Source organism: Kibdelosporangium philippinense (genome assembly GCF_021390435.2).
Classification (GTDB): domain Bacteria; phylum Actinomycetota; class Actinomycetes; order Mycobacteriales; family Pseudonocardiaceae; genus Kibdelosporangium; species Kibdelosporangium philippinense.
Genome location: NZ_JAJVCN010000004.1, coordinates 888,437 through 912,853 on the forward strand (window position 1 = coordinate 888,437; position 24,417 = coordinate 912,853).

General features: G+C 65.8%; 26 protein-coding genes and 1 pseudogene. 18 read left to right on the forward strand and 9 right to left on the reverse strand.

Annotation, left to right across the window (positions count from 1 at the left end; all coding sequences use genetic code 11):
• The first annotated feature begins 278 nt into the window (after positions 1 to 278).
• Positions 279 to 1,511 (forward strand): MFS transporter, encoded by a 1,233-nt coding sequence (locus LWC34_RS46940; protein WP_233731897.1) that lies wholly within the window; start codon positions 279 to 281, stop codon positions 1,509 to 1,511.
• Here the strand turns inward: LWC34_RS46940 and LWC34_RS46945 are convergent.
• On the reverse strand, positions 1,396 to 1,767 hold the full coding sequence (locus tag LWC34_RS46945; protein WP_233731898.1) for a winged helix-turn-helix transcriptional regulator: 372 nt from the start codon (positions 1,765 to 1,767) through the stop codon (positions 1,396 to 1,398). The genes LWC34_RS46940 and LWC34_RS46945 overlap by 116 nt on opposite strands.
• A gap of 97 nt (positions 1,768 to 1,864) precedes the next feature.
• Between LWC34_RS46945 and LWC34_RS46950 the strand changes: the two genes are divergently transcribed.
• Positions 1,865 to 2,260, forward strand: coding sequence for a nuclear transport factor 2 family protein (locus tag LWC34_RS46950; protein WP_233731899.1), 396 nt, complete (start codon positions 1,865 to 1,867; stop codon positions 2,258 to 2,260).
• Here LWC34_RS46950 and trpC read toward each other — a convergent pair.
• Entirely contained in the window at positions 2,252 to 3,040 is a 789-nt protein-coding gene (gene trpC / locus LWC34_RS46955) for an indole-3-glycerol phosphate synthase TrpC (protein WP_233731900.1), read from the reverse strand. The two genes, LWC34_RS46950 and trpC, sit on opposite strands and share 9 nt — an antisense overlap.
• A 68-nt stretch (positions 3,041 to 3,108) precedes the next feature.
• Here trpC and LWC34_RS46960 point away from each other — a divergent pair, with 68 nt between their 5' ends.
• Positions 3,109 to 3,720 carry a phosphoribosylanthranilate isomerase gene (locus tag LWC34_RS46960; protein ID WP_233731901.1) on the forward strand — a complete coding sequence of 204 codons (612 nt, stop codon included), beginning with the start codon at positions 3,109 to 3,111 and terminating at the stop codon, positions 3,718 to 3,720.
• 15 nt (positions 3,721 to 3,735) lie between these two features.
• Here LWC34_RS46960 and LWC34_RS46965 read toward each other — a convergent pair whose 3' ends face one another.
• Positions 3,736 to 4,392 (reverse strand): TetR/AcrR family transcriptional regulator, encoded by a 657-nt coding sequence (locus LWC34_RS46965; RefSeq protein WP_233731903.1) that lies wholly within the window; start codon positions 4,390 to 4,392, stop codon positions 3,736 to 3,738.
• A 252-nt stretch (positions 4,393 to 4,644) separates the two neighbouring features.
• On the opposite strand from LWC34_RS46965, the gene LWC34_RS46970 reads away from it, so the two are divergent.
• The 5 genes from LWC34_RS46970 to atzF all read left to right on the forward strand — a co-directional run bounded on the left by LWC34_RS46970 (position 4,645) and on the right by atzF (position 12,239).
• Positions 4,645 to 5,481, forward strand: a complete 837-nt coding sequence (locus LWC34_RS46970; RefSeq protein WP_233731905.1) for an urea amidolyase associated protein UAAP1 — start codon at positions 4,645 to 4,647, stop codon at positions 5,479 to 5,481.
• 25 nt (positions 5,482 to 5,506) lie between these two features.
• Positions 5,507 to 6,384, forward strand: a protein-coding gene (locus LWC34_RS46975) for an IS5 family transposase (RefSeq protein ID WP_233723324.1) whose coding sequence is annotated in 2 segments (ribosomal slippage) — positions 5,507 to 5,845 and positions 5,848 to 6,384 — 876 coding nt in all. Because the reading frame shifts where the segments join, the coding sequence is not laid out codon by codon here.
• A gap of 28 nt (positions 6,385 to 6,412) precedes the next feature.
• A complete protein-coding gene (locus LWC34_RS46980) occupies positions 6,413 to 7,030 on the forward strand; it encodes an urea amidolyase associated protein UAAP2 (RefSeq protein ID WP_233731906.1) in 618 nt (205 codons plus the stop codon).
• On the forward strand, positions 7,027 to 10,581 hold the full coding sequence (gene uca / locus LWC34_RS46985) for an urea carboxylase (protein ID WP_233731907.1): 3,555 nt from the start codon (positions 7,027 to 7,029) through the stop codon (positions 10,579 to 10,581). The genes LWC34_RS46980 and uca overlap by 4 nt, the downstream gene beginning before the upstream one ends.
• The gene (gene atzF / locus LWC34_RS46990; RefSeq protein ID WP_233731910.1) at positions 10,578 to 12,239 is read left to right on the forward strand and encodes an allophanate hydrolase; all 1,662 of its coding nucleotides are present in this window, start codon (positions 10,578 to 10,580) and stop codon (positions 12,237 to 12,239) included. The genes uca and atzF overlap by 4 nt, the downstream gene beginning before the upstream one ends.
• Before the next feature lie 45 nt (positions 12,240 to 12,284).
• Here atzF and LWC34_RS46995 read toward each other — a convergent pair whose 3' ends face one another.
• Complete coding sequence (locus LWC34_RS46995) at positions 12,285 to 13,139, reverse strand: lactonase family protein (RefSeq protein WP_233731912.1); 855 nt, start codon at positions 13,137 to 13,139, stop codon at positions 12,285 to 12,287.
• 326 nt (positions 13,140 to 13,465) lie between these two features.
• Here LWC34_RS46995 and LWC34_RS47000 point away from each other — a divergent pair, with 326 nt between their 5' ends.
• Entirely contained in the window at positions 13,466 to 13,612 is a 147-nt protein-coding gene (locus LWC34_RS47000; RefSeq protein WP_233731914.1) for a hypothetical protein, read from the forward strand.
• A gap of 64 nt (positions 13,613 to 13,676) precedes the next feature.
• Here the strand turns inward: LWC34_RS47000 and LWC34_RS47005 are convergent.
• A pseudogene (locus tag LWC34_RS47005) lies at positions 13,677 to 14,159 on the reverse strand (phosphatase PAP2 family protein).
• Here LWC34_RS47005 and LWC34_RS47010 point away from each other — a divergent pair.
• The 7 genes from LWC34_RS47010 to LWC34_RS47040 all read left to right on the forward strand — a co-directional run bounded on the left by LWC34_RS47010 (position 14,158) and on the right by LWC34_RS47040 (position 18,561).
• Complete coding sequence (locus LWC34_RS47010) at positions 14,158 to 14,379, forward strand: hypothetical protein (protein WP_233731915.1); 222 nt, start codon at positions 14,158 to 14,160, stop codon at positions 14,377 to 14,379. The pseudogene LWC34_RS47005 and the gene LWC34_RS47010 overlap by 2 nt on opposite strands.
• Positions 14,380 to 14,598: 219 nt before the next feature.
• Positions 14,599 to 14,823, forward strand: a complete 225-nt coding sequence (locus LWC34_RS47015; protein ID WP_233731916.1) for an AfsR/SARP family transcriptional regulator — start codon at positions 14,599 to 14,601, stop codon at positions 14,821 to 14,823.
• Between the two features lie 102 nt (positions 14,824 to 14,925).
• Positions 14,926 to 15,288 (forward strand): hypothetical protein, encoded by a 363-nt coding sequence (locus LWC34_RS47020; RefSeq protein WP_233731919.1) that lies wholly within the window; start codon positions 14,926 to 14,928, stop codon positions 15,286 to 15,288.
• A 20-nt stretch (positions 15,289 to 15,308) separates the two neighbouring features.
• The gene (locus tag LWC34_RS47025; protein ID WP_233731920.1) at positions 15,309 to 15,977 is read left to right on the forward strand and encodes a TetR/AcrR family transcriptional regulator; all 669 of its coding nucleotides are present in this window, start codon (positions 15,309 to 15,311) and stop codon (positions 15,975 to 15,977) included.
• A 137-nt stretch (positions 15,978 to 16,114) separates the two neighbouring features.
• On the forward strand, positions 16,115 to 16,360 hold the full coding sequence (locus tag LWC34_RS47030) for a hypothetical protein (RefSeq protein ID WP_233731922.1): 246 nt from the start codon (positions 16,115 to 16,117) through the stop codon (positions 16,358 to 16,360).
• A 3-nt stretch (positions 16,361 to 16,363) separates the two neighbouring features.
• Complete coding sequence (locus LWC34_RS47035; RefSeq protein ID WP_233734092.1) at positions 16,364 to 17,584, forward strand: alpha/beta fold hydrolase; 1,221 nt, start codon at positions 16,364 to 16,366, stop codon at positions 17,582 to 17,584.
• A gap of 38 nt (positions 17,585 to 17,622) precedes the next feature.
• A complete protein-coding gene (locus LWC34_RS47040) occupies positions 17,623 to 18,561 on the forward strand; it encodes a Dyp-type peroxidase (RefSeq protein ID WP_233731924.1) in 939 nt (312 codons plus the stop codon).
• On the opposite strand, the gene LWC34_RS47045 is transcribed toward LWC34_RS47040, so the two are convergent.
• Complete coding sequence (locus tag LWC34_RS47045) at positions 18,558 to 19,877, reverse strand: neutral zinc metallopeptidase (protein WP_233731927.1); 1,320 nt, start codon at positions 19,875 to 19,877, stop codon at positions 18,558 to 18,560. The genes LWC34_RS47040 and LWC34_RS47045 overlap by 4 nt on opposite strands.
• Positions 19,878 to 20,117: 240 nt before the next feature.
• On the opposite strand from LWC34_RS47045, the gene LWC34_RS47050 reads away from it, so the two are divergent.
• The gene (locus LWC34_RS47050; RefSeq protein WP_233731929.1) at positions 20,118 to 21,089 is read left to right on the forward strand and encodes a MucR family transcriptional regulator; all 972 of its coding nucleotides are present in this window, start codon (positions 20,118 to 20,120) and stop codon (positions 21,087 to 21,089) included.
• Here LWC34_RS47050 and LWC34_RS47055 read toward each other — a convergent pair.
• Positions 21,058 to 21,573: a PadR family transcriptional regulator gene (locus tag LWC34_RS47055; RefSeq protein WP_233731931.1), complete on the reverse strand. Its 516-nt coding sequence runs from the start codon at positions 21,571 to 21,573 to the stop codon at positions 21,058 to 21,060. The genes LWC34_RS47050 and LWC34_RS47055 overlap by 32 nt on opposite strands.
• A gap of 51 nt (positions 21,574 to 21,624) precedes the next feature.
• On the opposite strand from LWC34_RS47055, the gene LWC34_RS47060 reads away from it, so the two are divergent.
• Complete coding sequence (locus tag LWC34_RS47060; protein ID WP_233731944.1) at positions 21,625 to 22,500, forward strand: MBL fold metallo-hydrolase; 876 nt, start codon at positions 21,625 to 21,627, stop codon at positions 22,498 to 22,500.
• On the opposite strand, the gene LWC34_RS47065 is transcribed toward LWC34_RS47060, so the two are convergent.
• Both LWC34_RS47065 and LWC34_RS47070 read right to left on the reverse strand, forming a co-directional pair.
• Positions 22,485 to 23,828: a DUF6297 family protein gene (locus LWC34_RS47065; protein WP_233731945.1), complete on the reverse strand. Its 1,344-nt coding sequence runs from the start codon at positions 23,826 to 23,828 to the stop codon at positions 22,485 to 22,487. The genes LWC34_RS47060 and LWC34_RS47065 overlap by 16 nt on opposite strands.
• Positions 23,828 to 24,412 carry an ABC transporter ATP-binding protein gene (locus LWC34_RS47070; protein WP_233731946.1) on the reverse strand — a complete coding sequence of 195 codons (585 nt, stop codon included), beginning with the start codon at positions 24,410 to 24,412 and terminating at the stop codon, positions 23,828 to 23,830. The genes LWC34_RS47065 and LWC34_RS47070 overlap by 1 nt, the downstream gene beginning before the upstream one ends.
• Positions 24,413 to 24,417: the final 5 nt, after the last annotated feature.

The following is a 24,417-nucleotide window of genomic DNA, read 5'->3' on the forward strand; positions in this document are numbered from 1 at the left end:
GCCGGTGTGCGTTACTACTGCATCTTTGTCACGCTTCAGCGTAGCGCAAACCCCTATTCGTGTTTTATAGTTTCGCTGAAGCGGCCTGGGGGTTCGCTTCAGTAGGGGGTAGGTTCGCTCGGCGAACCGGACATGGTGGGGGGAAGATTGGCTGGTACTGCCGGAAAATGGGCAGTACCAGCCCCCAAATTCGGCTAAGGTCGGGCACAGAATCGGGTAGCAACGCGCGCTAGGTGGTTGGGCAGGCGCGCCAGTCTTTGGCGCGCTCTGGAGACCCGATGTCCTACCGAGCCCTGCTCAGGGCAGTCAGTCCTGCCTTCTTCCCGCTTGGCCTGCTGGCGCGGCTGCCGTACGCGATGGCGCCGCTGGCAACGTTGATCCTGCTCGAATCCGCGACCGGCAGCTTTACGTTCGCGGGCATTGCTGGCGCCGCGCAGTGTGTCGCCATCGCCGCGGGCGGTCCGGTGGTTGGCGCGCTAGCCGACCGTTACGGCCATCGCGTCGTTGGCGTGACGGCTGCCGTAAGCAACGTCATCGCGACGCTCGCGTTGTTGCCAGCGAGTCAGATGGATCGTCCGGCGATGTTCCTCACGGCCACGCTGACCGGGCTCACGCAGCCCCAAGTCGGTCCGCTGGTGCGCGTCTACTGGTCGCATACTGCGGAAATCCGTTTGCTGCCAACGGCTTTGTCGTACGAGGCAGCGGTCGACGAGACCACGTTCGTCCTCGGCCCCGCCCTGGTCGGTTTGTTGACTCCGATATCGCCAGTCGCGCCGGTAGTGGCGACGGCTGTCCTGCTCACCCTCGCGACATTCCCCTTCGCGCTACTTCACGCGCGACCGCACGTCGCCTCTGCCGAGCGAACCGCGCAGAAGCTGCCGCGCTGGTCGATGACTGCGATGTTCCTTGCCATGGCGGCAATCGGTGCCGTGTTCGGCGCTGTCCAAACTGGCGTCACCGCGTACGCCGACAGCATTGGACAACCGGCCGCGGCAGGTCTCATCTACGCTGAATTCGGCATCGGCAGTGCCCTCGCTGGCGCCGCGTGCGCGTGGTTGCCGCGGAAATTCAAGCAGCACCAACGCTATGTGACATTCTCCGTGACCCTGTTCCTAGGCACCCTGTCCCTATTGGTGTTTCCCGTGCCTGTGGCCATTGCCGTCGCTAGCATCACGGTTGCCCCGTACATGGTCAGCCTCTACGCGTTGACGGAACGGTTGGCGCCGCCGCAAAAAGCCGCGATCGCCGTGACCATTCTTTGCGCGGGCGGGCCTCTCGGCACCGCAATAGGCCGTGCGATCGCGGGAAACCTCGCCGACGAGCGCGGCGCCGAAGGTGCTTTCCTTGTGGTGCCAATAACTTCCGCCGCCGCGCTGATTCTGGCGGTCGCTGCCTTCAGGCATGTTGGCCGTCGTAGTGTTCGCGGGCCGCAAGGACTTCCGGGATGTGCAGTTCCGCCCAGTCGACCAGTGTCCGGAGTGGACCGTAAAGGGTGTGGCCGAGGGGCGTGAGGCGGTACTCGACGCGCGGCGGGACCTCGGCGTACGCCTTGCGTTCGACGAGGCCGTCGCGTTCGAGGTCACGCAGGGTCTCGGTGAGGACCTTGCCGCTGATGCCGTCGAGTGCCGTGCGGATGTCGGTGAAACGCAAGTGGTTGTCCGCGAGCACGGTCACGATCATCGCGGTCCACTTGTTCGCGATCCGCGCGAGCGATGTCCTCGATGGACAGGTGCGGGCCAGCACGGTCCAGTCGACCTGCTGTGACATGGCTCACGCTCTCCCAATGGTTACGTTGAGGTAATTGGTTACTGATCCTCACCATAAACGGCGTCCAGCATTGTTATCAACCCGGAGGGAACGCGCCATGAGCGTGGCAGCCGTCGCTCAGAAGTACTTCGACGCCTTGGAAGTCAAGCAGTTCGACGTGGTCGCAGGCATGTTCGCCGACGACATCGTCTGGCATCAGCCGGGCGACAACCGGTTCTCCGGCACGCACCGCGGCTCCGGTGCCGTCAACGCCATGATCGGCGGGATGATGGAGGTCAGCCGGGGAACGTTCGCACTGTCGTTGCGGTCGGCGCCGATGGTGAACGGCGATCTGGTCGCCGCCGAGGTGCGGTTCGGCGGCGAGAAGGAAGACGCGTCGATGGCGCAGGACGGTGTCGACGTGATGCGCGTTTCCGGTGACCAGATCGTCGAGGTGTGGCTGTACTCCAGCGACCAGAAGGCGGAGGACGCCTTCTGGGGGCCACTAGCGTGAACCGGCCTTGCGGATGAACTCGCCGACCGATGACCGTGGATCGCCGGACTTGACCAGGGCTTCGCCGACGAGGACGACGTCGGCGCCCCACTGGTAGTAGTCGGCGACGTCCGCCGGGCCGCTGACACCGGACTCCGCGACGCGGACCCGGTCGTCCGGGATCTGCGGCACGAGTCGCTGAAGGACCGTGCGATCCACGTTCAACGTGGTCAGGTCACGGGCGTTGATGCCGATCACCTGCGCGCCAACATCGACCGCGCGCGTGAGTTCGTCCTCGGTGTGTGCCTCGACCAACGCGGTCAGCCCGATCTCCGTTGCCAGGCCGAGCAAATCCTCCAGTTGCCCGCCTGGCAGCGAGACCACCATGAGCAGCGCGAGATCCGCGCCCCACGCCCGTGCCTCCCACAGCTGGTACGGCGTTACGATGAAGTCCTTGCGCAGCAACGGAACGTCGACGGCCTTGCGTACAGCGGCCAGGTCGGCCAGCGAACCACCGAAACGGCGTTGCTCGGTCAGTACGCTGATCGCGGCCGCGCCGCCCAGTGCGTATTCACCTGCCAGTGCGGCCGGGTCGGTGATCTCCGCGAGCGCGCCCTTGCTCGGGCTCTTGCGCTTCACCTCGGCGATGATCGACACCTCTGACGTGCGGAAGCCCGGCATTGGGTCCACAGTGGGCGGTATGTCCGCGGCGCGTGCCTTCAGTTCGTCCAGCGAGACTTCGCTTTGCCGCACGCTCAGGTCTTCGAGAACACCCGCAACAATGCCGTCAAGCACGCTCATTTCGATGCCTTTCTGGTGTCGATGTGTTCATGCTATGCCGATGTTCTCGTTGACGTATCCTGCTTGCCGTGTATGTGAAGGTGTGTGGTCTGCGGACCGAGGGTGACGTCGCCGCGGCGGTTGGCGCGGGTGCGGACGCGGTCGGCTTCGTCTTCGCGGCGAGCCCACGCAAGATCGACATTCCCACGGCGCGGAAACTCATCGCTGACGTGCCGCCGAACGTGCTGACGGTTGGCGTGTTCCTCAAGCAACCGGCCGAGGAGGTGCGCGAGATCGCGCTGGCGACCGGGGTCGGCATACTCCAGCTGCACGGCGACTATCCACATGAGACATTCGCGGAGCTGGCAGAATTCCGCCTGATGCGGGCGACTTCGCTCACCCCGGAAACGGACATTACCGTCGGCGCGTTTGGCGAAGAGCTCCTCCTGCTGGACTCGCCGCAGGCAGGCTCCGGCGAGCGGTGGGATCTCACGCCGATCGCCTCGTCCCGTCCGGAGGGGCAGTGGCTGCTCGCGGGTGGGTTGAACCCGGGGAACGTCCGGGCCGCCATCGACGCGGTGCGGCCGTGGGGCGTTGACGTGTCCAGTGGGGTCGAGTCCAGCCGTGGCGTGAAGGACCACGACCTCATCCGCGCGTTCGTAGCCGAGGCGAAACGTATAACCGCTGATAAATCCTCGTGAGTGGTTTCGCCGGTTCTAACCGGCGAAACCACTCACGAGGATTTTCGCCGCTGTACGCAGGTGTTCCGTCGGTGTGTGATGCCCGGCGAGCCGCAAAACTCCGTCCGCGCCGTGGTGAGCGTGCGCGTCGATGTCGAGATCCGGCTCATCGCGCCGCACGATGGCAATGCTCTCGACCAGCCCGAAAGCCAGATCGGTCCGGGTTGATGCGGGCGCGTCATCCGGAATCTGGTCTATCAACGCCCGATATGCCGCCTTCAACTCCGCGCGTTCGGCCCGGAAAGACGCCAGTCCGGGCGATGCCACCTCCGGCAAGAGGTACAAGGCGCCGAGGTTGAACCTGCCCGCGCCGAGCAGCCGGATGTCCGAGTACGCCAGGGCCCACAGCTTCGTGGCCGCGTCCGCTTTAGCGTCCGGCATCGACCGGGCGACCTCCAATGACGGCAACACCGTCTCGGCCAGCAACGCGCAGAGGATGTCTTCCTTCGCCGGGAAGTGGTAGTACAGCGTCGCTTGCCGCAGACCTGCGCGTTCGGCGATCGATCTGGTTGTCGTCGCCGCGTATCCCGTGGCCGTGAACAACTCCGCTGCTGCTTCCATGACGGCACGCTTCGCGTCATGGCTGCTTGCCATGGCTCCGCTGGCGCGCGGCCGTCCCACCCTGCTGGTCACACCTAGATCTTGCCAGGCCCGGCCGATGATCGGGTGTCTTCGCTCGTCGATCGTCACCCTCTGCTAGCGGGTGCTGTCCGCCCCGGGTCTTGCCGTTGGCCTTGCCCGGGGTTCGCGCTCGCCGAGCACCAACACCACGGTCGTTGTCAACGTTATTTCGATCGCTTGATTGAAATTTCTGACCTGCATAGACGTCGGAGTTCGGGGGTACTAGGGTCGCCAGGAGGTAGCCGTTGCGGAAGGAGCCCTGCCTTGACCACCGCCACCACATACGGCGCACGAGACCACGCGCGCGCCCAGGATGGCACCGTTGTGGAGGCCATGCCGACCATCCCCGCGTCGAACTGGCCCGAGCCGCCGGGAGGCGTGGCAGCCGAGAAGCTTGTCTGGGCGGAAACCGTCGCTGGCGGCGGATACACGCACAAGGTCCTGGCCCGTGGCACCGAGTTGCGGCTCACCGACGTGCGCGGCGACGCCTGCGCGCACCTGCTGTTCTACAACGCCGACGCACCCTGGGAGCGGTTGAATGTCGCTGACACAGTCAAAGTTCAGTGGAACGCTTACGTTGGCCGGTCCATGGCGCTGCTGTCTGACCAGGCACGAGTCCTCGCCACGGTCGTAAGCGACGCCTCGCAGAAGCACGACGCGCTGTGCGGAACGTCAACCGTCGAAGGCAACACCGAACGCTACGGCGACGGCAGTCCGCAGAGTGATTCGCCGGCTGGGCTTGGGCTGTTCACGCTGGCCGCCGCCAAGCACGGGCTCGCGCCACGGGACATTCCGCCCAGCCTGTCGCTGTTCCAAGGGGTCCGGGTCGAGCACGACGGCTCCCTTGAGTTCGAAGGCTCGGCTGGCGCGGGCTGTGAGGTCGTGCTCAGGACCGAGATGCCGGTGATCGTGCTGATCGTCAACGTGCCGCATCCGCTTGACCCACGGCCCGACTACACCGTGACGCCGTTGCAGGTCCTGGCTTGGCGCGCCGAACCGACCACCCCGGACAGCCCGGAGTGGAACGCCACCCCGGAAACGCGCCGCGCCTTCGAGAACACCGCCGACTACCTGACCGCTAGGGCCTGTTTCACAAGTTGATCAAGGTTTGAGATGATCTTGATTCGTGGGGCGTGGTGATCTGACCAACGAGCAGTGGGCGAAGCTGGAACCCTTGCTGCCCAGGGGCAAGAAGCCTGGCAGGCCGCCGAAGCATGCGAAGCGGAAGCTTATTGACGGGATCCGGTTTCGGGTTCGAACCGGTGTGCCGTGGCGGGATCTGCCGGAGCGTTACGGCCCGTGGGAGACGGTGTATGGCTTGTTCCGGCGGTGGCAACGGGATGGCACGTGGAAGAGGATTCTGGTCGCGTTGCAGGCGGACGCGGACGCTGCGGGCCTGATCACCTGGGATGTCAGCGTGGACTCCACGGTGGCTCGTGCGCACCAGCACGCGGCTGGTGCGCGTCAAAAGGGGATCTCCAGAAGGAGTCTCCGGGCGGGGTCGAGGTCGAACCGGCCGATCACGGGCTGGGGCGCTCCCGAGGCGGGTTGACGACCAAGACTCACCTGGCGGTCGAGCAGGGACAAAAGCCCTTATCAATCGTGATCACCGCTGGCCAGCGAGGTGACTCGCCCCAGTTTCAGGTGGTGCTCGACCGTATCCGGGTACCCCGGCGGGATCGCGGTCGGCCGCGCTGCCGCCCGAATCGGGTGCTCGGCGACAAAGCCTACGGGTCCCGCGCCAACCGCGCCTACCTGCGCAGGCGCGGTATCCGCTGCACCATCCCGGACAAGGCCGACCAGGTCCGCAACCGCAAGAACAAGGGCTCACACGGAGGACGACCACCCGCATTCGACAAGGAGATCTACAAGCAACGGCACGCTGTCGAGTGCGGGATCAACCGTCTCAAACGAAACCGAGCCGTCGCCACCAGATACGACAAGCTCGCCGTTCGCTACGAAACCACGGTCACCATCGCAGCGATCAACGAGTGGCTCCCATGACTTTCGAAACAGACCCTAGGGGGATCGCGTGACGAACACAGTGCTGGATACCGAAGTCGCCGCGAGGGCCCCGTTCTCCACGATCGTCCGGCAAGGCCAGGTGCTGAGCATCATCGACCTCGGTGGCAACCAGGCCGTCGACTTCCTTGTCTACGACGCCGCGGACACGAGCAAGCGGTACAGCGCGGCGGTCACGATCGCGGCTCAGCGCAACATCTTCCTCACCACCGGTAGCGTGCTGCGGACGCAGGAAGGCGCGCCGCTGATGACGGTCGTCGCCGACACGTGCGGCCGTCACGACACGCTCGGCGGCGCGTGCAGCAAGGAATCCAACACCTTGCGGTACGGCCAGCACACCCGGTTCCAGCACGCCTGCGTCGAGAACTTCCTGATCGAGGGCGCCCGCTGGGGACTGGGCAAACGGGATCTGGTCAGCAACGTCAACTGGTACATGAACGTGCCGGTCGAGAAGGACGGCACGCTCGGCATCGTCGACGGTATTTCCGCGCCAGGACTGGAAGTCCAGTTGCGGGCCGAGACGGATACGCTGGTGATCGTGTCGAACTGCCCACAGATCAACAACCCGTGCAACGGGTTCAACCCGACTCCGGTGCGGATGGTCGTCACCGAAGGCGGCGCCGGGTGAAGCTGCTGATCGCCAACCGCGGCGAGATCGCCACCCGGATCATCCGCAGCGCACGTCAGCAGCAAATCCCCTGTGTTGCCGTGTATTCGGACGCCGACCGGATGTCGCCGCACGTCCGGACGGCCGATGAAGCCGTCCGGATCGGCCCGGAGGCCGCCCGCGACAGCTACCTCAAGGCCGAAGTGGTCATCCAAGCCGCGCTGGACACCGGCGCGGACGCGATCCACCCCGGCTACGGCTTCCTGTCCGAGGACGCGGAGTTCGCACGCAAGGCCGAAGCGGCCGGTGTCCGGTTTGTCGGCCCGACGCCGGAACAGCTGGAAGTGTTCGGCAGCAAGCACACCGCGCGCGAGAAAGCGATCGCGGCCGGAGTTCCTCTTTTGCCTGGCACCGGGCTGCTCGCGACCGTGGACGAGGCGTTGTCCGCGGCTGCGGAGATCGGCTATCCGGTGATGCTCAAGGCCACCGGCGGCGGTGGCGGGATCGGCATGCGCGCCTGCCACACCGGCGATGAGCTGCGGTCGGCCTGGGATTCGGTGCAGAGCATCGCGGCGAAGAGCTTCGCGACTTCCGGCGTGTTCCTTGAACGGCTGGTGCAGCGGGCACGGCACGTCGAAGTCCAGATCTTCGGCGACGGTGAAGGCCGCGTGCTCGCGCTCGGCACCCGTGACTGCACGCTGCAACGGCGCAATCAGAAGGTCGTCGAGGAGTGTCCGGCGCCCGCGCTGCCCGACACCGTGGTCAAGCGCTTGCTCGAATCCGCGATCGCCCTCGGTGAGTCGGTGCGGTACCGGTCGGCTGGCACGGTTGAGTTCGTCTACGACCCGGTCCGCCAGGAGGAAGCGTTCCTGGAGGTGAACACGCGCCTGCAGGTAGAGCATCCGGTGACCGAGGCGGTGTACGGAATCGACCTCGTGGCGTGGATGCTCCGACTGGCCAACGGCGACAAGGGAATGTTCGACACTGTCCCGCAGCCGCAGGGCCACGCCGTGGAAGCGCGCGTCTATGCCGAGGATCCCAACGCCGGCCATCGCCCGAGTGCGGGATTGCTGACAGGAGTCCATTTCCCGGTCGACGCACGCGTGGACACCTGGGTAGAAGCCGGATTGACCGTCACGAGCCACTACGACCCGTTGCTGGCCAAGGTCATCGTCACGGGTACGGACAGGGCTGAGGCCCTTGAGCGGCTCGGTGAAGCACTGGCCCAAACCCGGATTGACGGCATTCGTACCAACTTGGGCCAATTGCGCGCGGCCGTGCGGCATCCTGAGGTGCTTGACGTCCAGCACGACACGGCGACCTTGGACGACGTGCCCGATGCGGACCCGCACATCGAGGTTTTGCGCGGCGGTACGTCCACCACTGTGCAGGAATGGCCTGGGCGCACGGGTTATTGGCACGTCGGGGTCCCGCCGAGCGGGCCGATGGACGACTTGTCGTTCCGGCTTGGCAACGTCGCCGTCGGCAACGACGAAGGCGCCGCTGGGCTTGAGTGCACTGTGGATGGTCCTGCGCTGAAGTTCAGCCACGAAACCGTGGTGTGCGTGACGGGCGCTCCCGCTGAGATCACTGTGGACGGTTCAGCGGTTCCACAGTGGAAACCGGTTACCGTTCCCGCTGGCGCCGAACTCGACATCGGGCCGAGCAGCCTCGGCCTGCGTACCTATGTCCTGGTGCGTGGCGGGCTGGACGTGGCCACATTCCTTGGCAGCAAAGCGACATTCACCCTGGGGAAGTTCGGTGGCCACGGCGGCCGGGCGCTGGCCACAGGTGACGTTCTTGAGCCTGGTGGTGAACCTGAAACCCCTGTGGGTGGGGACGTTTCCAGCGATCAGCGTCCGGAATTCGGGCAGCACTGGGAGATCGGTGCGCTCGAAGGCCCGCATGCCGCGCCGGAGTTCTTCACGCCTGAGGACATCGACGAGTTCTACGCGGCAACCTGGAACGTGCACTTCAACTCCGCGCGAACCGGCGTGCGACTGGTCGGCCCCAGGCCAGGCTGGGCACGCGAGGACGGTGGCGAAGCAGGGCTGCACCCGTCGAACATCCACGACACGCCGTACTCGGTCGGCGCAGTGGACTACACCGGTGACCTACCGATCCTGCTCGGACCGGACGGCCCCAGCCTCGGCGGGTTCGTGTGCCCGGCGACTGTGGTCACGGGCCAACGCTGGAAACTGGGCCAACTGCGGCCCGGCGACACCGTCCGATTTGTACCTGTCGATGCCGAACAAGCCACCGAGTTGCGCAGCAGGCCCGCGGGTAGGGTCACTCCTGTCAAGCTGTCGGACGGTGGTGTGCTCGACCGGATGGCGTCTACTGAGGACCGTTCGGCCGTGACCTACCGGCGCAGCGGCGACGACAACGTGCTCGTCGAATACGGGCCGATGAAGCTCGACCTCGCGCTCCGGATGCGCGTGCACGCGCTGGCTGAGCGGCTGGCGAAGGTCGACGTACCGGGCATTGTGGACATCACGCCCGGCATCCGGTCGCTGCAGGTGCACACCGATCCCGACCAGCTGTCGGTCAGCAAGGCGCTTGGTCTTGTCCGTGAACTGGAACAGGAACTGCCCGCGACCGGTGACCTGGTGGTGCCAAGCCGATCGGTGCGATTGCCGCTGTCCTGGGACGATCCCGCGACACGCGAAGCGATCCAGCGGTACATGGCCGGTGTGCGTTCGGACGCGCCATGGTGCCCGTGGAACATCGAGTTCATCCGCCGGATCAACGGTCTGTCCAGTGTGGACGACGTGTACCGGACCGTTTTCGACGCCTCGTACCTGGTCCTCGGACTTGGCGATGTGTACCTGGGCGCGCCAGTCGCGACGCCGCTGGATCCACGGCACCGCCTGGTCACCACCAAGTACAACCCGGCGCGAACGTGGACCGCGGAGAACTCCGTCGGCATCGGCGGCGCGTATCTGTGCATCTACGGCATGGAAGGGCCGGGCGGCTACCAGTTCGTTGGCCGGACGGTGCAGGTGTGGAACGGCTGGCAGCAGCGCGGATCGTTCGAACCGGGATCGCCGTGGCTGCTGCGGTTCTTCGACCGGATCTCCTGGTATCCCGTGTCGGCGGAGGAACTCCTCGACATGCGCGCGGCCAGCGCCGCAGGGCAGCTCGAACTGGACATCACGGACGGCGAGTTCGCGTTGGCCGACTACGAGCGATTCCTTGACGACAACGCCGAGTCGATCGCCGAGTTCCGGGCCCGGCAGTCGATCGCGTTCGAAGCCGAGCGGCAAGCGTGGGCTGCGGCCGGTGAGTTCGACCCGAAACCCGAACCGGAACCGGTGCTCGCCGCCGCCACGAAGGTGACGGCGCCGCCAGGCGGCCGGGTCGTGGAAGCCCCGTTCGCGGCAACGGTTTGGCGGGTCGACGTTCAGCAAGGCGATCGAGTCGGCAAAGGACAAGCGTTGGTGGCGCTGGAGGCGATGAAGACGGAAACGCAACTGTTCGCGCCAGCGCAAGGTGTGGTGGTCGATCTCTTGGTGCAGCCGGGAACTCAGGTCGCGCCAGGCACTCCGGTTGTCGTCTTGGGGCCCGCATGAGTGCGGTCGAGCGGGTCAAGGCGGCGTATCGCCGGATCGCGGAGGTTGACCGGCCGGAAGTGTGGATCACGCTGCGCGACTCGGACGAGGTCCTCGCCGAAGCGGCTGGGGTCCGGCAGGATCTGCCGCTTGCGGGTTTGGTGTGCGCGGTCAAGGACAACATCGATGTCGCGGGCATCCCGACCACCGCCGCATGTCCGGCTTTCGCTTACACGCCAACGAAGAGTGCGACGGTCGTGCAGCGGTTGCGGGATGCGGGCGCGGTCGTTCTCGGCAAGACCAACCTTGACCAGTTCGCGACGGGCCTGGTCGGCACGCGTAGTCCGTCCGGCGCGGTCCGGCACGCGCATCGGCCGGACCGGATTTCCGGCGGGTCCAGCTCGGGTTCCGCTGTCGCTGTCGCTCTGGGGATCGTGGACTTCTCGCTTGGCACGGACACGGCCGGTTCCGGCCGGGTTCCCGCTGCTTTGCACGGCATTGTCGGGTTCAAGCCGACGCTTGGCCTGCTGCCGAACACCGGCGTGGTCCCGGCGGCGCGTCCATACGACAGCGTCAGCGTGTTCACCGCGGATCTCGCGCTCGCGCAGCGCGTGATGGCAGTGCTGGCAGGCCCGGACGTGGCGGATCCAGGCAGCCGGGACTGGCCCGTTTCGGTACGGCTGGCCGCCGGTCCGCGGCCTGTGGTGGCCGTCCCGACGCCGGAAGGCCTTGCGCCGCTTTCCGTCGAGGCACGTGCCGCTTTCATCGCGGCCGTCGAATCGCTGCGCTCTTCCGGTGTCCATGTGTCCGAAGTGGACATATCGGTGTTCGTCGAATCGGCGAAGCTGTTGTACGACGGTGCCCTTGTCGCGGAACGGTACGCGGCCGTCGGCGAGTTTCTCGCGGAGCATCAAAGCGAAGCCGATCCGACCGTGTCGGGCATCATCCTGGCCGCTGGAAAGCTGCCCGCCCACCAGCTCGCCTCAGACCAGGCACGTCTTGCGGCCGCGCGTACGGCCGCTTCCGTTGTGCTGGAAGGAATCGACGCGCTGCTGTTGCCAACGACAGTCGGGCATCCGACGCTGGCCGAGGTCGCGGCGGATCCCGTTGGCGTGTACAGCAAGCTCGGCACGTACACGAACTTCGTGAACCTCCTGGATCTGGCCGCGGTCGCGGTTCCGGCGGGACAGGCCGATGGCAGTCCGTTCGGGGTCAGCGTGATCACCCGTGCGTTCGACGACCAGGTGGCGCTCGACCTCGCCGCGCTGCTCACCGGCGAGGTCGCACCCGAGCCGTTCGCTCCTTCCGTTGGGCTCGCGGTGTTCGGTGCACACCTACGCGGCCGGCCGTTGAACCACCAGTTGACCAGCCTTGGCGCGAGGTTCGACGGCGAGATCGCCACCGCGCCGAAGTATCGGATGTTCGCGCTGCCAACGGATCCGCCCAAACCAGGTGTGGTCCGGTCGGAAGATGGCGCGTCTCTGCGAGGCGAACGCTGGCTGCTGTCAACGGCCGCTCTCGGCACGTTCCTCGCCGGGCTGCCTGCTCCGATGTCGCTCGGCCGGATCCGCCTGGACACCGGTGAGGAAGTCCTTGGCTTCCAATGCGATCCAGTATCCGCGGCAGCGGGCAAGGACATAACGACCTACGCCAGCTGGCCTGCGTGGCCAGGGTCGTGAGTGGTTAGCAGGGTTAGAACACGGCTAACCACTCACGAGCTTTGATCAGGGGATTAGGACCATGCTGTGGGGGCCGCGGGTTACCGGGACGCTGTGTTCGGTGCGGACCAGGAGGGGCCTGGGGTTCAGTGGATCGCTGTCCAGGCGCCAGAAGTCGATCGTGCCGCCGGGTTTGGTGTCGTCGAAGTGGTCGTAGTTCGTGACGGCCAGATACCGGCTGGACGCGTCGAACACGGCCGCTTCGGGCAGGATGCCGTCGAACGGGTAGTCGCCGATCCGCTGGAACCTGCCGGTGCTCTGCTCGAAGGCCATCAGCGACAGCGATGAATGCCAGGTTTTGCGGGCGTCGCCGGTTGGCACGTAGCTGCGTTCGAGATTGGTCGTCACCACGAACCGGCCATCCGGGCTGATCGTGATGCCCTCGGGGGAAACGCCGGTTTCGGCGACACTGACGAGTGAGTTCGGAATTTCGGCTGGCTTGTCGGACAAGCGCAGGCTGATGACACTTCCACGTGGTGCCTCGGTCCAGAAACCGGCAACATCAGGGCCCCACTGCAGGTTGTTGGCCAGCACATGGCGGCCATCCGGCGTCCACACCGCTTTGAAGGGGTATTTACCGGCCAACACCTGATTTCCCCACGGTTGCAACGTCACAGTGTCACCTTGCCGCTGCACCCGGGCGAAGGCGACGCTGCCGACATCGGCCAATGCGGCGGCAATGAAGTTGCCGCTGGGATGCCAACTCACGTGGGTCATCCGCGTAGCTGCCGCGATTCCGGGAAATGGCAGGTAAGTGGGCGTGCCAAGGCGGCCGTTGCGGAACGGCACGAAAGCGATCCCGCGCCCGTCGCTGGGGTGCAGCGGTACTGCGAGCATGTCCCCGGCCGGGTTGATTTCCACGGTTTCGAGGCGTTTCCCGATATCCGCCCGCTGCAGGACGCGGGGTGCTCGTGCATCGCTGATGTCCGCGACTGTCAGTGTCTGTCCTGGGGGGGAGTTCGTTGAAGCGCTGTTGCGCAGGGGTCGCCTGGCGAAAGGTCTCGGCGACGAACGCGTAGCGGCCATTCGGTGAAACGGACACCGCGGATGGCGCGCCAGCGACCGAATTGCTGACCTCGGTCTCGTACGACCGGACAGGGCGGCCATTTCCGGTCAGCGGGACTATCGACAGGGCGTCCCGGCCTTCCCGTGGGCCGAGCAATTGGTCGACGTAAGCCGACGCCACCATGTCCGCGTCCGATATCGACACCAACGCGCGGCCTTTGAAATCCAGCGGCACCCGGCTCGTCGAATTGTCTGGCGGCAGCTGTGTGTTCACCGGTGCGGCAGCGACAAGCGTGACCAAGGCCAAGACCAGCACGGCAGTGCCATGACGTGGCAATATCAGCACCTCGAAAAGGATCGGCGGACCGAATACTGTCGAGATGCTATGAATAGTTACGTAAAGTTATTGTTGTGCCAAATGTCGGTATTGTCGTGCCGAATAGGGGTATATACGTGCCGGATGGCGGCACAACTAAACGCGACGAGGGTTATTCCACCGACGATGTCCAGGACGTAGTGATGACCGGTGACGAGGACGACGAGCGCGGTGAGCAAAGGGAACAGTCAGACCAGCCAGGCGGCTCGTGGACTGCGTTGACGCAGCATCGTCCAAGCGGCATAAGCGCTCCATGCCGTCCAGGCGACGTGCATGCTCGGCATGGCCGCCAGCAGGTTCTTCGTCCAATGTGGAGTGCGTGACTCGCCGCCGAGAATGTCGTACGTCGCCATGTAGTCCACGACCCCGGGCAAGGCGAATCGTGGCGGTGCGGCCGGAAAGGCCCACACCATCACGAGATCGAGGACCATCATCACCACGAGAACGGTCCGCAGGCGCCGGTAGTGCTCGGAACGTGCGAGATAGAGCCAAAGCGGCATGGCCGGTACGGCAAGGACTGAGCCGGTAGAAGCAGCCGGTCAGGTAGATCGCGGCAGGCTGGTCGAGCATCCACTGGTTGAGCGGGTGCTCGATCGCGATCCCGAGCGTCTGCTCCACGCGTTGGACGAGCAAGGCGTTGTCCGTCGCTGCCGGGTTGCCACGGTCCACCGCGGCCCTGACCAGACCGAAAACGATGTAACCGCCGATCAGCAGCGGTAATTCCAGGTACCACGTCGGCCGGTTGCGGAGCACCAAGGACATCGTAGGGAGGCTACGGCAGGCGCGGCCACGATCCAGCGCTTTCAGCTGATCGGCACACTGCACGCGAAAACCCATCGACGGATCCGGGTGAACGGGGTTGCGAAACCGAAACGACCTGAGTGAACCGGTCGACACACGGGCGCGTAGTGACAACGGGGATCAGGGGCGGATATGCAAGTGCGGATTCTCGGACCCGTCGACGTGACAGTGAATGGCATCCCGCGGCCGGTGCGTGGCCTGCGGCGCAAGGCAGTGCTCGCCGTGCTCGCGTTGCGGGCAGGAGAGATCGTGAGCGCGGATCGGCTCACCGACGTGGTGTGGGACGAGGAAGCGCCCAGGACCGCGGCGAACACATTGCAGAGTCACGTGTCGTACCTGCGGGGTGTGCTTGGTGCCGGGTAGCGATCGTCGCAAGGCCGCCCGGGTATGCCCTGAACGTCAGCGATCGGACCTTCAAGCCGCGCAACGCCTGATCAGGCAGGGTGGCAGACGGCAGATCCGGCCGTGAGCGCCTCGCACTTCCGGGCAGCGCTGGCGTTGTGGCGTGACCGGCCGTTGGTGGACGTGGTTAGTGTGTCGTGGTTGGCGGATCAGGCCGAGCGGAAAGGTCAGGCAGAATTGAGCTATTGGCTGACTGCGGCGGGTGTCGCCATGCCGTCGCCAGGCTCGGACATGCCGTACGCGATGCTGGCATCCGGACGTTGGCAGCAAGCCGCGAAGATCTGGCGAAACGCGGGCTGTACTTACGAATACGCGGCTGCGCTGTCCGAAAGCGACCGTCCCGACGACCCTGGCGAAGCGCTGACCACAGTGGACAAGCTTGCCGCCCGCGTGCGCGCCCTGTTGACAACGTATACTTCACGGTAGTCGTTCCGTGAAGGAGGCCCATGCCGCGGGAGGTGGCCGCGAACAAGCGGCCGAGTCTGAGCCTGCCGTTGATCGTGTCAACCGCCACCGTGCTTGCTGATGAAGGCGGCTTGGACGCGGTCACCATGCGCGGTGTCGGCGAGCGGCTCAACGCCACCGGAATGGCGCTGTACCGGCATGTAGCGAACCGGGACGCGTTGATCGAGCTGATGGTTGACGCGGTCGTCGCCGAGTTCGCGTATCCGGAACCGCGGCCGATCGGCTGGCGTGCGGCGCTGGAAGCGGTGGCACGTCAGGACTGGCGTTCCTACTTCGCGCATCCGTGGGTGCTCAAGGCAACGGCGTCCTCAAGGCCGCCGATGGGCCCGAACACGTTGGCGGCCATGGAGTGGGCGCTGGCCTCATTCGACAACCTCGGGCTGTCCGGCCGTGAGCAGCTTTTTCTGCTGGGAACCGTTGTCTCCTTTGGCCAAGGCCTTGCGTTGACTTGGATTCACGAGCGGCAGGACGACACGACCGAGTGGTGGGAAGGCCGGATCAACGACTCGGGGGATCGCTACCCGCGTCTTGTGGCCGTCACGGCTGCGGTCGGCCCTGACAGCCGAACTGGGACGTGGATCGACGAGGAGTTCGAGTTCGGCCTTGCCCGCGTGCTCGACGGTATCGCGGACTACCTCGCGGCACGCTGAAATTCATTGGTACGCATGGGATTTCACTGGTGTTCAGTGTCCAAAATGGCTCGTTTTCGCCGGTTGATAATTCGTAAAACAAGGTCTACTCAACCCTCGTGAGATTGAAACGACTGTGCGTCGCGAGCATTGTGGGAATGACTGTGTTCGCAACCGTTCCCGCCGCGAACGCCGCGCCGCCGAGTCCTCGGGTGCCCCAGCTGCAGTGGACTGACTGCGGTGATGGATTTCAGTGCGCGAGCGCGGAGGTGCCCTTCGACTACCGGCGTCCGAATGGCCGGACGATCAACCTTGGCATGACCCGCAAGCTCGCGCCCGATCCGACGAGGCGGATCGGGTCCTTGTTCTTCAGCCCAGGCGGGCCGGGAGCCGGACTGGACTAATGGATCCGGTTCTTCTATCCGACCGCCACACCCGAGCTCCAGGCCAGGTTCGACCTCGTCGCCTTCGACCCACGCGGAACCGACCGAACCGCACCGATCACCTGCGGCACACCGGAAGAATATCGCCGGATGTGGGAAGCAGACACCGCACGACCAACGCCAGGCGGCTTCGAGCGAGCGGTCAACCAGGCGAAGACGTTCAATGAACTGTGCATGCGTGACAGTGCCGAGATGCTTCCGTATGTCGGCACGGAATACGCCGCCCGCGACCTGGATTTGCTGCGCGCGGCTGTCGGCGACGAGAAACTCAGCCGGGCTGGCTTCTCGTACGCGACCTACCTGGGAACGGTCTACGCGAACCTGTTCCCGGACAAGGTCCGCGCGATGTCCTTGGACAGCGCGGTCGACCCGTACGGCTACGTGCACACGAACCGGATCTTCAGAAGCGAGTACGACCAGTTCGTGAACCAGGACCAAGGCCTGGAACGGTTCCTTGCGTGGTGCAAGGGCGCGCCGACGTACTGCACGTTCGGCGGCGGCGATCCACGTGCCGCGTTTTTGCGGCTGCAGCAGAGGTTCGACGACGCGCCGGTCCGCTCGGGCGATGGGACGGTCCTCGTCAACGGCTTCACCTTCAGTTTCCAGGTGATGGCCAGGCTCAGCGGTGGAAAGGTGCGCTGGCAGATGATGGCCAACGAGCTGGTCAACGCCGAGCGGGGAACGGGCTACTTCATGACGGCCAACACCGTGGCTGACGACCCAGCGTTCCTGATGCGCAACACCGCGATCGAGTGCGCGGACCGCCCGTTCCCCCGGAGCTTGCCGATGCTGAGCTCGGTGAACGCCGCCCAGGTGAAGTCGGCGCCCCTGCTTGGCCCGGCCTTCGCCCACGGATTGCCCAGCTACGACCAGTCCCACAGCCCCGCGTGCGTGCAGTGGCCCGCGCAACGCAGATCGAACTACACGGGAGCGTTCAACGCCAGCGGGAAGACGCCGATTCTGGTGGTGGGCAGCACGGGTGACCCGGACGTCCGGTTCGAGGACTCAGTGACTCTCGCCAACACGCTCACCAACGCCCGGTTGCTCACGTTCAAGGGCGAAGGCCACATCGCGTACCGCAACAGCGCGTGCGTCCGGGACAAGATGACCATCTATCTGATCAACCTGACCATGCCGTCACCGAACGCGGTGTGTGACGACGACCTGGTCCTGCCTACCGGCTGAAAGCGGCCTGGTCTGCGCGGCTCAGCTAAATTGTGCCCATGACTGGTGGTCGTCCGCAGCTCGAGGCCGAGGTGCAGAACGTTTTCGGGTCCCTCACGCACGCCGCGGTCTTTCTGATCGTCACGATCAACCCTGGTGGCGAGGACGAAGCCAAGCAGCTGCTGGCGAACGTGACCGGGCTGGAGCGGACCGTGGGCTCGCGGTCGCTTGGCGGGGCTTTGTCCTGTGTGGCCGGTGTCTCGGCGTCGGCGTGGGACCGGCTGTACGGGGACCCGAAGCCTGCTGAGCTGCGTGACCTGCCGGTTTTCGCCGGGGAGAAGCATCAGAGCGTCACAACTGACGGTGACCTGATGTTCCACATCCGGGCGGAGCGGATGGACCTGTGCTTCGAGCTCGCCACGCTGATCATGCACGAGCTCGCCGGTGCGGTGGCCATCGTGGACGAGGTGCAGGGGTTCCGGTACTTCGACGGCCGTGACGTGCTGGGGTTCGTCGATGGGACGGAGAATCCGGTCGGGGCCGAGGCGTACGCGGCGACCCTGGTGGATGACGACGAGGCCTTCAACGGCGGCAGTTACGTCATCGTCCAGAAATACCTGCATGACATGGCGGGCTGGAACGGGCTCACGACCGAGGCGCAGGAGCACGCGATCGGCAGGCGCAAGCTGTCCAATGTGGAGCTCGCGGAGGGCGTGCAGCCGGACAACTCCCACGTCGCGCTGACCCAGGTCACCGACACCGACGGGACCGAGCTGAAGATCCTGCGGGACAACATGCCCTTCGGCCGTCCTGGCTACGGCGAGTTCGGCACGTATTTCATCGGTTACGCCAAGTCGCCGAGCGTGGTCGAACGCATGCTGGAGAACATGTTCGTCGGCGCACCGCCCGGCAACTACGACCGCATTCTCGACTACTCCACGCCGGTCACCGGAGTCCTGTTCTACTGCCCGACGGTCGATTTCGTCGAGCAGGACTAGCGGTACTTCGCCACACACGTCTCCGCGTCACGCAGGAACCCATCGCGGAACGCCTCCACGCGCGCGAACCCTGAGGACGTGCTGACGCCTTTCGCGTCGGCGGCGATCAGGCTCTTCGGCGCGAGCATTTCGGCCACAGCTTCATCCAGGTCGCCGGGGGACAGCTCCAGCGCGGCGCCTGCGCCGCTGACGATCGTGGCCGCCCATGTGCCGGTCAAGCACGCGGTCCGTTGCCCGGCCGAAGGTCCCTCGATCGGGAGCCCGGCCGTCTTCTGCGCGGACAGTGCGTACCGCGAGGCGATCTCGGCGAACGCCGCGAAGTCACCGATCCCGCCCTCGCGTCCACGCCTTGGCGGGGTACCGATCTTGACCAGGTCCTGCATGTTCAACGAGACCACGTTCGTGCTCGGGCAGTACGCGACCGGGGTGGTCAGCGGCGCGTCCGCGCACCTGGCACGCGCCCGGGTCACGGTTGACTGGGCACGGGGGAAGGCCGCGCGCAAGGTCCTGATCAGCTGCTCCTGCAACTGTGGGTCGTCAACCCGGATGTTTCCCTTGCCCAGCCCGGTGTCCAGGTCGCGAGGGCTGAACTTCTGCTGGGTGCTGCGCTGGCTGATCTCCGCGATGTCGATCCGCGCGCATCGCGCCGGGCCTTCGCTGAACCCGAACTGGAACGCGGTGACTCGGTCGAACGCGCTGCCGTGCGCGCCTTTGGCGTCGAACTCGCTGCCGACCGTGTCCCTGATGAAGAACAATGTGGACAGAATCGGGTTCAGGCCTTCACCGGCGTCGAGTTTGAAGCTCTTGGATTTCCCATCGGTCGTCCAGCGGAAGTACGCGCCGGTGTAGCAGTCCGCCTGTTGTTCGCGCACGATCGTCGGGGTTCCTTGCCGCTCGCCGAGCCGAAGTTGTACGGCGTGGCCGATTTCGTGCGCCAAAACCGCGACAACCGAAGCCTCACCGAAGGATTCGGACAGCATTGGCAACAATTCGCCGCGGTCCCAAGCGATCGAGTCGTCGGAGGGGCAATAGAACGCGTTCGGCACGCCCGCGGTCTTCGTGCCGCAGAACTCCTTGCTGGCGCCGGTGGAGTCGTAGGACACCAACCGCTTCACCGGCGCGAATTCGCCGTTGAACGTGGCGGGAAACGTTTCCTGCCAGAACGCGTGCACGTCGGCGACGGCGTCCGCGGCCAGTTTGTCGATCGTGCCACCGTCCCCTCCGGACACTGGCAGGTCGATTTTCGGGGCTGCGGGTGCCTGTGCGCACGCGACGACCGTGGCGACTGCTGCGATCGCGGTGATGATGCGAAACATGGCGGCCTTCCCCGAGGTTCACCGACCCCGGCTGGGATCGGCTCAGCCACCACACGGATGCCGCGGTTGCCCGGTTGAGTGACCTGGATCACTGCTTGGCTTACGTCGTGAGTGGTTAGCAGGGTTAGAACACGCCTAACCACTCACGATTGTTCCGGGCGCGGCCGCCGGTGGCAGGTGTTTCCCGTTGACAAGTTCGCAGACCCGACTAGTCTCATTGTGACTAGATGAGTCGGGGAGGTGACCGGGGTGGCTGTCGGCGCGGTCGAACGCGAGGGCGACCTCGTGCAGTGTCACCTGTGTCAACGCTGGTTCAAGTCGGTCACCGCGCATCTCTCGTCGCACGGATGGGACCACCTCTCGTACCGCGAGGCCTTCGGGCTCGAGCGAGGCGTTTCGCTCGAAGGAGACGCTACCCGCAAACGGCGCGCCGAAATCATGCGCAAGCGGCGAGTATTGGACTCGAAGATCCGCGAGGGCGTCGAACGCGGGGTCGACATGGCGCGCTCAGGTCTGTTGGCCAAGGCAGCCGCCGAAGCGGCACGAGGGCGTCCGCAGCCCGAACAGCGCAGGCGGAAAACCCTGCGGACCTTGGCCGAGATCGGGCCGGAAGCACGCGCCGAAGGCCGACGGCGGCAAGGCGTCGAACAGTTGCGGCAAACCGCGGCCAAAGCGGCGGCGCGACTGGGCTACGAAAGCATCGGCGAGCTGGTACGCGACCGGGTCGAGCAAGGCGCGAGCCTGGCTGCGATCAGCCGGGAAGCCGGTCTGCACAAGGACTGGCTGTCGCGCAAACTGGCCATTGTGGACCCCCGAGCCGCCGAATTCGCCGCACAGACCGACTGCCGGTTGGACGCGCCATGGCTGCCCGTGGTCCGTGACCTCGGCTTTCCCGACGTGGCCAGCTACTTGACCGACCGGCACGAAATCCGGCACGAAACCGTCAGGGCGATCGCCGGGGAAACCGGCTTCTCCCGGAAGGCCGTGGAGTCAGCCCTGGCAAGGCACGGGCTTGCCAAGCAGCCGCACGCCCGTAAGCGCAACGCGTTGCGGGAACGGGTGACCGCGATCGCCGAGCGGTTCGGGTTCCGTGACATCGCCGCCTACCTGGCCGATCGACGGGACGCGGGATGGAGCTGGCAAGCGATCGCCGAGGAAGCCGGGCAGTCGCAGACCTGGATCAGGCGCCGGGCGCGCGAAGCAGGTCTGTGACGAAACCCAGCGCCGCGCTGGCGTTGGTGTGCCGCCAGGCCGCGAGCACCGCGTCGAATCCCGCTTCCTGACGCTCCTTGGCCAGCGCGCTGACGATCGGTTCGAGCACGTCCCGCTGGCGCCGCAGCAAAGGCCGGGGGTCGATGCCGCGGTGATCCAGCAAAGCCAGCTTGACCAGCAGATGTGACCGCATGTCACGGACGTGCATGACCGGCTCACTCAGCCACCCGTCAACCGCGCGAGCGCCAGCCGAGGTGAGCTCGTAGATCGTGCGCTGCGGCCCTGGACCGGACTCGACGGTCACCGGTTCGATAAACTCCGCGGCTTGCAGCCGGTTGAGCGCTCGGTAGATCACCGGCCGCGCGATGTGCCAGACGCGCCCGATCGCGCCGTCGGCTGCTGTGCACGCGGCGATGGCGAAGCCGTGCCGTGGCTGCTCACGCAGCAACGCCAGCACGGTCCACTCCGGCAACCCCCAGTTCATGTCTTGGAGGGTACGGTCGAGTGGCTTAGAGTGCCGCGCAAGGGGGAGTGCATGGACGAGATCGGGCAGTTGAACGCACAATCGGCCATTCGGTCGATCGAATTCGACGACGTGCGGGTCACCTACGTCGTCGACGGGGCGATAGAGATCCGACCGGAGGCGTTCTTCCCGGCGCTGCCCGCGGAGTTCTGGCGGGACACCCCGGACGCGCTGACCGATGGCGGATTCGTCGCGATGAGCGCGGGCGGGCTGCTGGTGGAGCGTGCCGGGCATCGGCTGCTCATCGACGCGGGCTACGGCCCGGTTCAGGCCACGACCCCGATCGCGACGATCAAATGCGGCGCGCTGCCGGAAACGCTGGCCCAGTTGGGCGTCAAACCCGACGACATCGACGTGTTCGCGATGACGCACCTGCACATCGACCACACCGGATGGGCCTTTGTGGACGGTGAACCGACCTTCCCGTCGGCGGCTTACCGGGTGGCGCAAACGGAGATCGACGACGATGTCCGCTCGGTCGGCACGCCCGAACCCGAAGTGCTCCGCGCGTTCCGCAAGACGGCGACGACCTTCACCGACGGCGACGAGATCGCGCCGGGCGTCTCCGCGATCGTCACGCCAGGGCACACCGCTGGCCACACCACGTACCGCATCACGACCTCCGCCGGGCGCAAGATCCTCGCGTTCGGCGACGCCTTCCACATTCCGGCGCAGATCAGCCACTACGACTGGCAGTCGGCCGCGGACGCGAGGGACGTCCTGCAGGCGCGCGCCCGGCTGCTTGGCGAACTGGAGCAGCCGGACACCATCGGGTTCGGAACCCATTTCGGCGACCAGGTGTTCGGCCGGGTCCTCCGCGAGAAATCGCTTGTCTGGCAACCGATTCCGGCGCCCATCCGTGGCCAGCTCGATCAGAGGTACAGCTGAACAGCGGCCACGAACAGCAACAGCAACGGTCCACGGATCAGCTGCCGGAAGAAGTCCGGTTGGACCATGCCGAACGGTGTGTCGACGGCGGCGCCGGAGTAGTCGAAGGAGGGCTGCGTGGCGCGGCGATACGCGAACCCGACCGCGCCGATGGGCACGATCACTAACGCCAACGCGAAGCCGGTGGCTGGACTCGTGAGAAGCGTCCACGCCACGGCCATCGCCGAGGGCACCACCAGGTGGGTCAGGTGCAGCCAGGCGTCGCTGCCGCCGAGACTCCGCCGTAACGGCGCTGACCTGCAGATAGTGCGCAGCCCAGCCGCGAATGGCATGACCGCGATCGTGCACATCAGCAGCTGGACCGTTGCCACGAACACCTCTGGGATCAGCCGGTCGGCGGCGTATGGCGTGAGCAACAGCCCGGCCCAGACGTAGAACGCGGCCCGGTTACGGAATGCCCGGCGTATGTCGGCGGACAGCATTGCCACGTAACGGATTCCACGCAGCGGACGGCTGGCAACCCGGCCGATGCGACGCCATTTGCGCGCAGCCGCGATCCCGGTGAACAGTCCAATGTCGAACCAGCTCACCGCGACCCTGGTGGCCGTGAGCATGTCCGCGCCACCGGCGAGCGCGGCCCGATCGAGCCTACCAAGTACTTGGTAGGCACGGACCACGGCGAAGATCGGCGGTATCACGACAGCGGCGACCATGATCGGCAGATCGATAGCCGGAGGCGTCACGAACACCGCCGAACCGGCCGTCAGCACACCGACCACAGTGAGCACAGTGGACAGACGGTTGCCGTCTTTTCCGCTTTCCTGAAGAAGGACACATACCGCAACCAGCCCAGCGGCCAATCCGGCGCCGACCGAAGTGCTGAGCAGCCTGCCAGCCAGATCGGCTCGCAGTAGCGCCGAGGACGCCAGGCCAAGCAGTCCGCCCACGATTGTGGCGATCACGACCATCCACCAGAACCTGCGGCCCAGCAACGAACGACGGTTCAGTGGCGTGGACAGCAGCCAGAACTGAAACGGCCCACCTGCCACGACCGGCCCGAACATCAGCAGCGCACGGATCAGCAGCCCAAGCCCGAGCACCGCGCAGCCGACGAAAAGCCATTGCGCCACAGGCAGATTGGTGACCACAGGACCGACCGGCGGAGCCGTGATCATCCGCCGAACGGCCTGCACCAGAATCCCGCCGTAGATCAGGAGTCCAAGCAGGACCATGTAGATCTTGTCGTTACGTTCCCGGCGCGCCTGCACCGGCCGCGACCGCAGCCGCGCGGCCCGAATCTCCGCGCGGATCACCCGGACCGTGGTCATCAGCCCAGCTCGATCCGGATGTCCGCGACCGCGTCAACCAACTGCGGATCATGCGAGGCCAGCAGGATCGCGCAGCCCTGCGCCTTCTCGTCCTGGAGCTTCTCCGCCAGCCACGCCCGGCCAGCCACGTCCAGCCGCTGCTCAGGCTCGTCAAGGACCAGCAGCCTGTGCGGCCGGACAAGGCAGGCGCCGAGCGTGAACCGCCTGCGCTGGCCACTGGACAGGGTGACGGGCAACTGGTCACGCTGGTCTTCGAGGTCCAGCTCGGTCAGCACCTCGGCCACGATTTCGCCGGGCTCGGCCACCCCGTGCGCCCGTGCCAGCAGCTCCAAATGCTCAACAACCGACAGCTCAGGGAAGAAGTCGGCGTCGTCAAGCGCGCACGCCATCGCGGCCCGCACCTTCGGGTCGCTTTCCACCAGCCGCTCGCCGTCGAACAGCACGTCACCATCGTCCGGAATGTCCGCGCCGACAACACAACGCAGCAAGGTGGTCTTGCCGGAGCCGTTGGGTCCGATCAAGGCCGCGGCGCGTCCACTTGGCAGGTCGAACGACACGGCATCGAGCACCACCAGGTCGTTCACCCTCG